Raw genomic sequence first — 13,542 nt, forward strand, 5'->3', positions numbered from 1 at the left:
GGAGAGGCTGCGCTGATCTGACTTGCAACTGCTCCTTGCCTGAATGCGAAACGGGGCGCGGATGACATCCGCGCCCCGTTTCGCATCGCAATGTCCGATCCGGGATCCCGTGCTCTGGATCCCGATCGCTTGTCACACCCGCTTGGCGAGCAGCTGCTCGATCAGCGAACCGCCCTTGTCGATCGCCGCCAACTCCTCGGCGACCGCGTTCACGGTGTCGCGGATCTGGTCGGGGGTATGCTCGGAGGTCAGGAAGAAGCGCAGCCGCGAGGCCCGCTCCGGCACCGCCGGGTGGATGATCGGCTGGACGTTGATGCCCCGGCGGAACAGCCGGTCCGACAGGGTGACGGCCTTCAGCGAGTCGCCGACGATGATCGGCACCACCGCGAGACCCAGGCTGAAGCCGGTGTCGAGCCCGAGCTTCTTGGCGGTCGCCAGGAACAGCGTGCCGTTCTGGCGCAGGCGCTCGACCCGCTCCGGCTCGGCATGCATCACGGCGAGCGCCGCCTCGGCGGCCGCAGCGAGCGGCGGTGACATGCCAACGCTGTAGACGAAGCCACCGGCCGAGTGCTTCAGGTACTCGATCAGCGCGATCGGGCCGCAGATGTAGCCGCCGCAGGTCGAGAGCGTCTTCGACAGCGTGCCCATCCAGATGTCGACCTCCTTGGGGTCGACACCACAATGCTCGAACAGGCCCGCACCGGTCCGGCCGGTGACGCCGAGTCCGTGCGCCTCGTCGACCATCAGCCACGCGTCGTAGCGCCTCTTGAGGGCGACGAGCCCGGCGAGGTCCGGCGCGTCGCCGTCCATGCTGTAGAGGCCCTCGACCACGATCAGCGCCCGGCGGTGCTCGTGGCGGGTCGACTGGAGTAGGGTCTCCAGGGCGTCGAGATCGTTGTGCGCGAAGGAGCGCCGTTGCGCGCCCGAGAGCTGGGCGCCGGTGACGATGCTGTTGTGAGACAGCGCGTCGTGGAAGATCACGTCGCCCGCTTCCAGGAGGGCGCCGATCGTCGTGACGTTGGTGGCGTGCCCGCTCACCATCACCACACAGCCCTCGGAGTGGTAGTGCTTGGCCAGCGCCTGCTCGAGGCTGATGTGCCCGGGCCGCTCGCCCGCGACCACGCGGCTCGCCGACGCGGAGGTACCGTAGGCCTCGATCGCCTCCCGGGCGGCGTTGCTCACCCGCGGGTGGCCGTTCAGGCCGAGGTAATCGTAGGATGAGAAGTTGGTGAAGCTCTTCTGGTCGATCCGCGTCGTGGCCCCGGCCTTGGCGTCGTGGACGCGGAAGAACGGGTTGCCCAGGCCGATCAGATCGGCCGCCTGGCGCTGGAGCTTCAGCTCACGGTAGCCCGGCAGATTCTCGAAGTTCTGCGCCGCCGACTTGCCGGCCGGGGAGGCCGCCTTGACGGGGGCTGGGCGCGGCGTGGCGCGCCCGAGCCGGTTGGTCACGAAGCCGGCGAGCGCCGCGCGCCCGCCGTCCGGCCGTGCCGTATCGGTCATGAGTTGGTCTCTTTGATTCCGCTGGACGTCTGCTCGATGAGTTCCTTGAGCGGCGCGATCATCTGCGCATCGACCTCACCGCCGACATGCTTCGAGACAAGGCTCATCGCGACGCCGGCCGCCTCGTCCATGGGCGCGGAAACCGCCTGAATTAAGGACTCCGACAGCTCGTTGACGGTCATGCCCGAGGACAGGCCCGCGGGCGGCGCGTCGAGGGCGAAGCGCTCCTGCAGACTGGCGCCGAGTTCGACGCCCATCAGCGAGTCGAGGCCGATCTCCGAGAGCTGGCGCACGCGGCTGATATCGTCCTTCGGCAGGCGCAGGATGCGGGCGATGTCCTCGACGATCGCGTCCGACACGGTCTTGCGGACCACGTCGAGGTCGCCGCCCTTGAGGAGCGCCGCGATGTTGATCGCCTGAACACCGCCGGCCTCGGCCTGCTGGTCCGACCCGAGTTCGGCGTAGCTCGGCGAGCGCATGGTGGCGAGACGCTCGCGCGCCTTCCCCCAGTGCATCGCCGCGATGGCGATGACCGCCTCGTCGGGGGACGCGCCCTGGCTGCCCAGAGCCTCGGCCATCAGATCGAGGCAGCGGCGGGCCTCCATCGGCGTGACGCCGACGCGGCCGGCGAGGCCCTCCATGACCGCCTTGTTGCGGGCGAGCATGCCGACATCACCGATGGCACCCCAGGCTACCGCCAGAGCGGGCAGGCCACGGCGGCGACGCTGCCGCGCCAGCCCCTCCATGAAGCCGTTGGCGGCCACATAGGAGCCCTGGCCCGGATTGCCGATGAAGGTCGTCGCCGAGGAGAACAGGACGAAGTAGTCCAGGCTCCGGTCGCGGGTCGCGGCATCGAGGTGCTGCGCGCCGACCACCTTCGGGCCGATCACCGCGTCGAGCGCCGCGGCGTCGATGTTGGAGATCAGGCCGTCCTGCAGCACCGCCGCCGCGTGGAGCACGCCGGCCAGCTTCTTGCCGCCCTGCTCGATCCCGGCGATGAGCCGGTCAACGGAGGCGCGGCTGGTGATGTCGACGGCCTTGGCCTCGACGGTCACGCCCCGCGCGGTGAGCTCCGCGACGATCGCCTTGGCCTCGTCGGTGGCCGCGCCCTTGCGGCCGGCGAGCACGAGGTGCTTGGCACCCCGGTCGATCAGCCACCGCGCCGCTTCCAGGCCGAAGCCGCCGAGGCCGCCGGTCAGCAGGTGGACACCCTCCGCCGAGACCTTGAACGGCCGGGCCGTGTCCTTCATGATCGTGCCGGCCTTGGGCGGGCTGATCACGATCTTCCCGATGTGGCCGGACTGCTGCATCAGCCGGAACGCGTCCGAGGTCTCGGCCGCCGTGAAGGGCTGGTACGGCAGGGGCTTCAAGCCGCCGTCGTTGAACAGCGCCATGACCTCGCGGAACATCCGCGCGCCGTCGTCGCCCTGGTGCTGGATCACCTGATCGAGGTCGACGCCGAAGTAGCTGAGGTTCCGGCGGAACGGGCGCAGGCCGATATGGGTGTTGGCGACGTAGTCGCGCTTGCCCAGCTCGACGAAGCGGCCGAACGGCCGGAGCGCGTTGAGCGAGCGCTCCATCGCCTCGCCGAACAGGCTGTTCAGCACGATGTCGACGCCGTCGCCGGTGATCGCCCGGACCTCGTCCACGAAGGCGAGGGAGCGGGAGTCGAGCACGTGCTCGGCGCCCAGCGCCTTCACGAGCGCCCGCTTCTCGCGCGAGCCCGCGGTGGCGATGACCCGCGCACCCTTGAGCTTGGCGATCTGCAGGGCCGCGAGGCCGACGCCGCCCGCGCCACCATGGACCAGCACCCACTCGCCGCGCCGCATCCGGGCGCAGGAGACGAGGCCGTAATAGGCGGTGAGGAAGGCCACCGGCACGGTGGCGGCCGCCATCGGGTCGAGGCCCTGCGGCATCGGCGCGACGACGAGGTCCGGCACCACGATGTGGGTCGCGAAGCCCGACTGGGCGAAGGCGACGACCGGGTCGCCGACCTTGAAGCCCTTCACGCCCGAGCCGACGGCCGTGACGCGGCCGGCACACTCAAGTCCGAGGCGCGGACCGGCGAAGCCGTCCTCCAGGATCTCCTCGGGGAGCATCGAGAGCGCCCAGAGCACGTCGCGGAAGTTGAGGCCGGTGGCCTCCACCGCGATCTCCATCTCGCCCTTGCCGGGGGCGCGGCGCTCGGCCGGACCCCAGACCATCTCGCTCAGGCCGCCGGTGTTGCTGCGCTCGAGCCGCGCGGCCTCGGCCGGGACCAGATCCGCCGGATCCCGGTGCTGCGGCCGACCGGCGTGGAAGCGCACGACCTGCGTCCGCTCGTCGTCCAGCACGATCTCGGTCTCCGGGGTACCGGAGAGGATGAGGTCGCGCAGGCGCTCGGAGGCGCGCTTCGACGACATCTCGGGGGAGAGGTCGATGCGCCGGACGTCGAGGTTCGGGGCCTCGTTGGCAAGCGTGCGGGAGAAGGCCCACACACCGGCCTCGATATTGGTGGTCTGGCCGCCACGATCGCGGGTCGCCCCCGGCGCCACGACCCAGAGGCGGGTCTGACGGGTGCCGAGATGCTCGGAGCAGCGCTTGAGGCTGAGGCAGCGGTCGCGCAGCCGCTCGGCCGCCTCGCCGCCGCGGGTGAAGGCGCCGGCCAGGAACACCACCGTGTCGGGGGTCTCCTTCTCCAGCTCCATCAGCGAGGTCTCGGAGTCGAGGATGATCGAGACGTGCACGCCACCCGCGACCAGCAGGGTCGCCAGGGAGGAGGCGGTCTCGGCCGCGAACTCGTCGTCCGAACCGATGACGAAGGCGAAGCTCTGCGCCGGGGCCGGGCCCGGACGCACCGGCGCCTCGGCGGTCAGCAGCAGATCGTCGCCGTTGGCTGAGGCCGCACGCTCGACCTCGACCTTGACCAGGCCGTGGGCGCTGAGCGTCCGCTGCCAGCCCTCGATATCCTCGAGCCGGCCCACGGGCAGGCCGCCTGCGGCCTCCTCGAACCAGCCGGCCGTGAGGCCGAACACAAGGTCGCGGAACAGGGAAGCCCCCGGCTCCACGGCCACCAGCAGGCCGCCGGTGGCGAGCGCCCCGGCGAGCTGGCCCGGCAGGGCGCGGTCGCCGCGGTGCAGGCTGCCGGACGCCAGGATCAGGTCGAAGCTCGCCGGAGTAAGCTCCTCGGCGGTCTCGACCACGGCCGCGGCGCGGCCGAGGGACAGGCGGGCGCGCTCGGCGAGCCTGCGGTCGGTCTCGAAGACGGTGAGCCGGGCCTCGGCGGCGGCCGCGAAACTCGCGGTCTGCGCCGAGAGCGGGCCGAACCCGACCTGCAGAACTCGAAGCGCCCGCTCCTTCGGAAGCTGGGCATGGCTCCGCTCGATCAGGCTGGCGACCACGTCGGCGCCGTGGCGCGCGGTGGCGGAGCGCAGCACGAAGGCGTCGATCGCCCCCTGCGGCAGGGCCGGCGCGTCGGTCAGCTTCCCAGCGAGCAGCCGGTCGACCAGGGCTCCGACGTCGGCGATCAGCACCAGCTCGGCCGAGAGATCCGGGTGGTCACCCGCGATCCAGCGCATGATCTCGTCGGGCGCCGGCAGGGCGGAGCCGTCGCCCAGCGTCCAATTCTGGCCGGCGCGCTCGGCGAGGCCGCTGCTCTCGAGGGCGTAAAGGGCGTTCAGAAGCCAGGGGCGCAGAGCCTCCGGCACGCGGCTGTCGGTGACCGAGACGGTCTCGCCCTGCGCAAGCCCGGAGGCGAGGCGGTAGGCGAGCGACGTGGCCCAGCCCTCCAGCAGGAGGTGACCCGGCGACAGGGCGGCGTCGGACGGCCCCTTCGCTTCGGCGGCGAGTGGACGCAGCCGCGCGGCCACGCTCGGCCGGCGCTCCATCGGGATCGCGGTCGGCTCGGTGGCGAGTTCCGGGACCTGCGAGATCGCGAAGGCCGCGAGGTCGCCGCCGTTCTTGGCGCGCAGGGCCTGGAACCGGCCCTCGCGGATCGTGGCGACCACGGCGCCCTCGGCGTCGAGGAGCGTGAAGTCGGCCAGGATCGAGCGCTCGTTGCAGCGGCGGGTGCGGATGATCGAGCGGGCGATCACCGCGCCGGGGCGCAGCAGCCGGACCTCGCCGAAGCGCACCGGGATGTAGGCCTTACCGCCGTTCTCCCCGAGCAGGTCGGCGAACAGCAGGATCAGCCCGTGGAAGCAGGCGTCGAGCCGGTTCGGCACCAGGGCGTAGCGGCTGTCGGGCTCGGCCGGCAGCAGGTCGGACACGATGGTGGCGTCGTCCAGCCGGGCGCTCATGGCGACCTGCTGGAAGCTCGGCCCGAAGGCGAGCCCTGAGGCGAGGGCCTTGGCGTAGAGCGCATCGCCGGAGAGCACGTGCTCACCCGCGGTCTCGAAGCTGAAGCCGTCGAGGTCCGGAGTCTTCGGGGCCGAGAAGGTGCCCTCGACGATCTTGGCCTGGGCATGGAGCTGCCAGGGCGTCTGGGTCAGGCGCGGACGGCTCAGCACCTGGATGCCGTTGCCGGAGCCCGACAGACGCACCGCGACCTCGCGCAGGGCGTCCTCGGCGAACACCATCGGCGCGACGATCTCGAAGTCGGCCAGCACGACCTCGTCGTCGCGCAGCGCCTCGCGGACGCAGGACAGCGCCATCTCGACGAAGCCGGCGCCGGGCATGATCACCTGGCCGTCGACCTTGTGGTCTTCCAGCTCGGGCACGGTCGCCGGATCGACGAAGCCGTTCCACTCCAGGCCGTCGAAGGTGGTGCGCGACCCGATCAGCGGGTGGTAGGGGCGGGGGCTCATCGCGCCGACGCCCTCGGTGGTGTCGGCAAGGCGGAACGGCCGGCGCTGCCACGGATAGGTCGGCAGGCGCACGTCGCCCTTCGGCGCGTCGCCGAACAGCAGGGTCTCGTCGACCTGCGCGCCCTGGACCAGGGCGGCGCTGACCGCCTTGGCGATCGGATCGCCGCCGGAGGCCTTGCGGTGCATCACGCCGACCGTTGCGGTCTCGATGCCGAGTGGCTCGACCGCATCGCCGACATGGGACATCAGGGTCGCGCGCGGGCCGACCTCGACGAAGACGCGGGCGCCGCGGCGGGTGGCGTCCTGCACGGCCTCGGAGAAGCGCACCGGCTCGCGGATGTTGCGCCACCAGTAGCCGGCGCCGAAATGGCTGCCGTCCAGAACCGAGCCGGTGACGGTTGAGACCATCGCGGTGGTGCCGGCCTGGGCCTTGAGCCCGGCGAGGTCGCGCAGCAGCGGCTTCTCGGTCGGGTCCATCAGCCTTCCGTGGAAGGCGTAGGCGAGGTCGAGCTTGCGCCCGCGGCGGCGCTTGCGCGACAGGGCCTTGAGGGCGGCGTCGATATCGGCCACCGGGCCCGCGACCGTAACGGCCTTCGGGCTGTTGTAGGCGGCGATGTCGAGGGTCGGGTAATCCTTGAGGAAGGTCTCGACCTCCTCGGACGGCATCAGCAGCACCGCCATGGTGCCCTGGCCGTGCGTCGTCTCCTGGTGGTGGCTGCGGTAGTAGATGACCCGGACCGCGTCCTCCAGGCTCAGGATGCCGGCGGCCTCGGCGGCCGCGATCTCGCCGACGCTGTGGCCGAGGACGTAGGACGGGATCAGGCCCTTGGCCTTGAGGGCGGCCGTGGAGGCGCTCTCGATGGCGAAGATCAGCGGCTGCGAGACGCTGGTCAGGACTAAGCGCTCGTCGAGATCGTCGGCGTAGAGCGCGTCCTTCAGCGACCAGTCCGAATAGCCCTGGAACAGGGTGTCGATCCGGTCGAACGCCGCGCGGAAGGCCGCGTTCTCCTCATAGGCCTCGCGGCCCATGCCGGCCCACTGGCTGCCGTTGCCCGAGTAGACGAAGGCGACCTCGGCGACCCGGTCGACCGCGGTGCCGGTGAAGGCGTCCTGGGTATCCTCGCCCTCGCCGACGGCGCGCAGGGCCGCGGCCACGTCGGCCTTGCCGTCCAGCGCGACGGCGAGGCGGGCCGGCATGCGCTCGCGGCGATGCGCCACGGCGGCCGCCATGGCGGCGGCCTGCGCGGGCTCGGCCTCGAGGCGCTCGGCGTAGTCGAGGGCGAGCTCGTTCAGCGCGGCCCGGCTCTGGGCCGAGAGCAGCAGCACCTGTGCGGACGATTTGGGAGCCGATTCGGCCGGCTTCGCCCAGGCGGGGGCGTCGGTGATGACGACGTGGGCGTTGGTGCCGCCGAAGCCGAAGGAATTCACGCCCGCGAAGCGCTCGCGCGAACCACGGCCGATCGGCATAGCCTCCCGCACCACGTGCAGGTTGAGCTCGTCGAACGGGATCTCGGGATTCAGCTCGGCCGCGTGCAGCGACGGCGGCACGAGGTCGTGCTCCAGCGCCAGCGTCGCCTTCATCAGGCCGGCAAGGCCCGAGACCGGCTCGGTGTGGCCGATATTGGTCTTGATCGAGCCGATCGGCAGCGGCGCTTGGCGGCCGCGGCCGAGCTTCGAGCCGATGGCCGAGGCCTCGATCGGGTCGCCCACCGGCGTGCCGGTGCCGTGCGCCTCCATGAAGGCGAGGTCGTCGAGCCGGATCTCGGCCTCGCGATAAACCTTCTCCAGCAGGGCGCCCTGAGCGTAGCCCGAGGGGAGGGAGATGCCGGTGGTGCGCCCGTCGGAGTTGATCCCCGAGGCCGCCACCACGGCGCGGACCGTGGCGCCGTTGCGCCGCGCGGCCTCGGCCGATTGCAGCACGAACACCACGCCGCCCTCCGAGCGCACGTAGCCGTCGGCGTTCTTGGAGAACGCCTGGCACAGGCCGGTGCGCGAGAGCATCTGCGCGGTCGAGAAGCAGATGAAGTTGAACGGGCTCGCCAGCACGTTGACGCCGGCGACGACGGCGGTGTCCACGCGGCCGGAGCGGATCGCCTGGACGGCGTTGTCGAAGGCGACGAGCGAGGACGAGCACGCCGTATCGACGGTGAAGCTCGGGCCCTTCAGGTCGAAGATGTACGAGATGCGGTTCGAGATGATCGAGAGCGTGTTGCCGGTCGCCGCGTAGGCGTCGCCCGACGGCGCATCGAGGATGCGCAGGTTGCCATAATCGAGCGACGAAGCGCCGACGAACACGCCGATATTGCTGCCGGCCACGCTCGACGGGCGCAGGCCCGCATCCTCAAGGGCTTCCCAGGTCAGCTCCAGCAGCATCCGTTGCTGCGGATCCATCTGCTCGGCCTCGCGGGGCGAGATGCCGAACACCGCCGGATCGAACGACCACACGTCGTCGATGACGCCCGCCGCCCAGGTGTAGCTCTTGCCGCGCTCATGGGCGCGCGGGTGGGCGAACCGCTCCAGGGAGAACCGGTCGGCCGGCACCTTGCTGACGGCGCAGCGTCCTTCGGACAGGAGTGACCACAGCCCATCGACGCTGGGGGCCCCGGGCAGTCGGCATGCGCGTCCGACGATCGCAATGTCTGTACGTTGTGTCACGTTCGGTTCGCACACGCTCGTTATCGGAAGTCGGCTCGGCTCTCGACGAGTGAGTACCCTCTCACCCCTTACTGTGGCACCATTGCGGTGTCCAACCAGCCCCAACGCGAGGTCATCCCTTCGCGGCGAAATTGCCGGAGGCTGTGACATGTATTCATCAGCAGCTTATCCAATTCCCGTGGCCACAATGCCAAGATTGGATGACTCGACCGCCTGTCGTAACGCTGGAACGATCATCAGAAAGCCACAGTTGCGCCGCGCCGGCCGGACCCCGTCTACGTGCGGCGCGCCGCTTTGCCGAAGACATCTTCTCCGGGCCGGCGAGATCCGGACCTGAGGATGCCGGCACCCGGAGCGCGGCGGCGATGATCAAGACACGGCCTCCGCCCGGCGCTCTTCCCTTCGCCCGATGCAGCAACATGTGGATGCCCGGTTCGCGGCGCGCCGGGGACCGCCGGAATCGGCCGAGCCTGCCTCCGGGATCGCGCCGACAGAGCCGGCCTCGATGATCTCACTCCGCATCCGGCCCTCCCGGCAGCCCGCCCAGCGGCTTGCTGCAACGCAGCATGGTCCGGGTGCCGCGACGATGCAACCCGACCTCGTTTGGATCTCCTCCGGCCTGGCGCCCGGATGCAACAACCTGGTGGATGACCGTTTATTGACGGCGCACGCCCCGCGCCCGCTTGGCGTGCGCACCGCTCCGATGCCGCTTCGCAGCGCGGGCGGCTTCCTGTAGAAGCGCCCCGCCCCCGAGACCCGACCCGAGGATCGGCGAAGGACTGCGATGACCGAATTGCCGAACGTGCACGTGCGCGCCGAGGTCCTGGCTCAGGCGCTGCCCCACATGCAGCGCTACGACCAGGAGATCGTGGTGATCAAGTATGGCGGCCACGCCATGGGCGACCGGGCCGCCGCCGAGGATTTCGCCGAGGACATCGTCCTGCTGGAGCAATCCGGTCTGAAGCCGATCGTCGTGCACGGCGGCGGACCGCAGATCGGCAAGATGCTCGACCGGCTCGGCATCCAGTCGGAGTTCCGCGGCGGCCTGCGCGTCACCGACGAGGCCACCGTCGAGGTGGTCGAGATGGTCCTGGCCGGCCTGATCAACAAGCAGATCGTCGGCTGGATCTCCGCCGAGGGTGGCCGGGCGGTCGGCCTGTGCGGCAAGGACGGCAACATGGTCCGGGCCAAGCGGGCGATGAAGACCGTCGTCGATCCCGAGAGCCACGTGGAGCAGACCGTCGATCTGGGCCTCGTCGGCGAGCCGGATCACGTGGAGCGCGGCGTCCTCGACGCCGTCCTGAAGGCCGAGCTGATCCCGGTCTTGGCGCCCGTCGCCTACGGGGCGGACGGGCAGACCTACAACGTCAACGCCGACACCTTCGCGGGCGCCATCGCGGGGGCGCTCCGGGCCAAGCGCCTGCTGCTGCTCACCGACGTTCCGGGTGTCCTCGACAAGGACAAGAAGCTGATTCCCGAGCTGACCGTGGAGGATTGCCGCCGCCTGATCGCCGACGGCACCATCACCGGCGGGATGATCCCGAAGATCGAGACCTGCATGTACGCGATTGAGCGGGGCGTGGAGGCGGTCGTCATCCTCGACGGCAAGGTCAACCACGCGGTGCTGCTGGAGCTGTTCACCGATTACGGCGCCGGCACCCTGATCCGGCGGGGCTGAGCGCCGCACCAGGACCGGTCCCATCGGCGGGGCGGCAACTTCCGCCCTGCCGGCGCATTGTCGTGCCCCGGACCGACCTCGTGCAGGCCGGCCTTGCGAGCTTGACCGTCTCGGTCCAGACTTGTCCACAGGGGACCACGAGCCAAAGGGATCCGGTGCACCACCCCGACAAGGCCCAGTTCACCACCGCCGCGGCGCGCGGCTTCGCAGATGTCGACACCTGGGTGTTCGACCTCGACAACACGCTCTATCCGAGCGACGCCCGGGTCTGGCCGCAGGTCGACGAGCGGATCACGCTCTACGTCATGAAGCTCTACGGGCTCGACGGGATCTCGGCCCGCGCCCTGCAGAAGCACTTCTATCACCGCTACGGCACGACCCTGAAGGCGCTGATGGTCGAGGCCGGGGTCGATCCCCACGAGTTCCTCGACTTCGCCCACGACATCGATCACTCGACGATCAAGCTCGACCCGGATCTCGGTGACGCGATCGAGCGGCTGCCGGGGCGCAAGCTGATCCTCACCAACGGGTCGCGCCGGCACGCCGAGAATGTCGCGTCCAAGCTCGGCATCCTCGACCATTTCGAGGACGTGTTCGACATCGCCGCCGCCGATTTCGTCCCGAAGCCGGAGCGCTCGACCTACGAGCGGTTCCTCCGGACCCACGGGGTCGAACCGACCCGCGCCGCCCTGTTCGAGGACATTGCCCGCAACCTCGCCGTGCCGCATGACCTCGGCATGGCGACCGTGCTGGTGGTCCCGAAGATCGCCGACCCCTACCGCGAGGCGTTCGAGCAGGAAGCGGTTCGCGACGCGCATATCGACCACATCACCGACGACCTCGCGGCCTTCCTGTCCGCCTGTGTGCTGCCCGAGGCCGGCGTGAAGCCGGCCTAGGACACCCTCCCGCAGGGAGACACTCCCGGCTGAAGGCAGGTCGCCGGCACAGGCGCACCGGGCCGGGGCATACGCCCTGTCATGCCCCGTCATTCCGGGGCCGCGCAGCGGAGCCCGGAGTCCAGAGCCGCCAGGGCGCTCAGACCTTGCACCGCCCGCGGATCTGGCTTGCCCAACTCCGTCGTGCCCCTGCGGGTCCGGGCTCGCCTTCGGCGCCCCGGAATTGTCTGTTGCACGGGTGCTAGTGTGGGGCTGTTCCGCGCGAGCGGGATGCCTGGTCCGGGTGGCCGCCCGGACCAGGCGCGCGGCGCCGGCCGTCCCGGAATAGGGCTGATACGCCCGTCGTCATCCTGGTCGACGCTGCGCTTCCCTTGCCACGCTTGATGAGTTGCCTGGGCCCCTCTGCCAGCCGGCATGACGCCCGCAGACAATCGCAAGCCGCACCAGGATAGCCCCCATGGCCGAGCCCGTCACCCCGCCCACCCCGACCCGCTTCATCGGCTGCGATGTCGGCAAAACCCTCATCGTCGTCTGCGATAGCCGCGACGGCAGCACCCGCACCCTGGCCAACACACCCGAAGCCCTCGCCGGCTTCGCCGCCCGCCTGGACACCACCTGCCTCGTCGTCTGCGAGGCCACCGGTGGCTTCGAGGACGCGCTCCTGGCCGCCCTGCTGGCCGCCGGATGCCCCGCTCACCGCGCCGACGCGCGCAAGGTCAAAGCCTTCATCCGCTCGTTCGGGACCCTGGGCAAAAGCGACAGCCTCGATGCCCGGGCGCTGGCCCGCTACGCACAGGAGCGCCACGCCCGCCTCGCCCGCTGGCAGGCCCCCGACCCGCGACGCGAGCGCCTGCAGACCCTGGTGCTCACCCGCGCCGATCTCATCGCCCAGCGGACCGCCTGCACCAACCGGCTGGCCGCCCCCGGCGCCGAGCCGGTCCGCGCCTGCCTGGACGCCCTGCGCGCCTGTCTGGTCGCCCAGATCCAGGCGCTCGAGGCCGCCATCGCCGAACTCGTGGCCGGCACCACTGATCTGAGGCGCGCCGAGCGCGTCCTGCGCGCCATCCCGGGCATCGGCGCCACAACCGCGGCCGCTCTCATCGCCCTCATGCCCGAACTCGGCCGCATCGACCGCCGCCAAGCCGCAGCCCTGGCCGGCGTCGCCCCCCATCCCAACCAGAGCGGCGCCGCCGACGCCTACCGACGCACCCGCGGCGGACGACCCGAGGTCAAGCGGACCCTGTTCCTGGCCGCCCTCACCGCAAGCCGCTACAATCCCGCCCTCAAGGACGCCTACCAGCGCCTGCGCGCCGCCGGAAAGAAGCCCCTCGTCGCCATCACAGCCCTCATGCGACGCCTCATCGTCATCGCAAACGCACGCCTGCGCGACGCCTACGCACACCCACAAAACTCAGCCGCCAACTGAGTTGATGACGGAGCGGGATCATCACCATGACCCCGCCGGCCGATCGCGCCCGCGACCCAATCGACAAGCCGGCGACGATCCTGTAGAGAGCCGGCCAACTCACAACAGGATCGCCGAAATCCTGGCGCCGATCGCCCATGAGGGGCGAAACGGCGCGACGGCCGGAGCTATGCCATGAACATCATCGAGCAGCTGGAGCGCGAGGAAGTCGCGCGCCTCGCCAAGACCATCCCGGATTTCGAGCCGGGCGACACGCTCATCGTCAACGTCCGCGTCAAGGAAGGCGAGCGCACCCGCGTTCAGGCCTACGAGGGCGTCTGCATCGCCCGCTCGGGCGGTGGCCTCAACGAGAGCTTCACGGTCCGCAAGATCTCTTACGGTGAGGGCGTCGAGCGCGTCTTCCCGGTGCATTCCCCGATGATCGATTCGATCAAGGTGGCCCGCCGCGGCAAGGTGCGCCGCGCCAAGCTGTACTACCTGCGCGACCGCCGCGGGAAGTCGGCCCGTATCGTCGAGCGGACCGATCGCTACAAGGCCAAGGACACGCCGGCCGGGGCGCCCGCCGCCGCCGAGTAAGCTGCCCGGGCGCCCGCTCCAACAAGC

General features: G+C 70.6%; 6 protein-coding genes. 4 read left to right on the forward strand and 2 right to left on the reverse strand.

The window, feature by feature from the left end; all coding sequences use genetic code 11:
- Positions 1-132: 132 nt before the first annotated feature.
- Both AC3WSN_RS04010 and AC3WSN_RS04015 read right to left on the reverse strand, forming a co-directional pair.
- Positions 133-1,500: an aminotransferase class I/II-fold pyridoxal phosphate-dependent enzyme gene (locus tag AC3WSN_RS04010; protein WP_492536448.1), complete on the reverse strand. Its 1,368-nt coding sequence runs from the start codon at positions 1,498-1,500 to the stop codon at positions 133-135.
- A complete protein-coding gene (locus tag AC3WSN_RS04015; RefSeq protein ID WP_492536450.1) occupies positions 1,497-8,939 on the reverse strand; it encodes an SDR family NAD(P)-dependent oxidoreductase in 7,443 nt (2,480 codons plus the stop codon). The genes AC3WSN_RS04010 and AC3WSN_RS04015 overlap by 4 nt, the downstream gene beginning before the upstream one ends.
- Before the next feature lie 784 nt (positions 8,940-9,723).
- Between AC3WSN_RS04015 and argB the strand changes: the two genes are divergently transcribed.
- The 4 genes from argB to rplS all read left to right on the forward strand — a co-directional run bounded on the left by argB (position 9,724) and on the right by rplS (position 13,515).
- A complete protein-coding gene (gene argB / locus AC3WSN_RS04020) occupies positions 9,724-10,617 on the forward strand; it encodes an acetylglutamate kinase (protein WP_012317957.1) in 894 nt (297 codons plus the stop codon).
- A gap of 155 nt (positions 10,618-10,772) precedes the next feature.
- Positions 10,773-11,513, forward strand: coding sequence for a pyrimidine 5'-nucleotidase (locus tag AC3WSN_RS04025; protein WP_192711042.1), 741 nt, complete (start codon positions 10,773-10,775; stop codon positions 11,511-11,513).
- Positions 11,514-11,970: 457 nt separating this feature from the next.
- Positions 11,971-12,939 carry an IS110 family RNA-guided transposase gene (locus tag AC3WSN_RS04030; protein WP_492536452.1) on the forward strand — a complete coding sequence of 323 codons (969 nt, stop codon included), beginning with the start codon at positions 11,971-11,973 and terminating at the stop codon, positions 12,937-12,939.
- A gap of 174 nt (positions 12,940-13,113) precedes the next feature.
- Positions 13,114-13,515, forward strand: a complete 402-nt coding sequence (gene rplS, locus AC3WSN_RS04035; RefSeq protein WP_192710976.1) for a 50S ribosomal protein L19 — start codon at positions 13,114-13,116, stop codon at positions 13,513-13,515.
- Positions 13,516-13,542 lie beyond the last annotated feature (27 nt).

This window comes from Methylobacterium sp. FW102-HT35C08 (assembly GCF_058790235.1).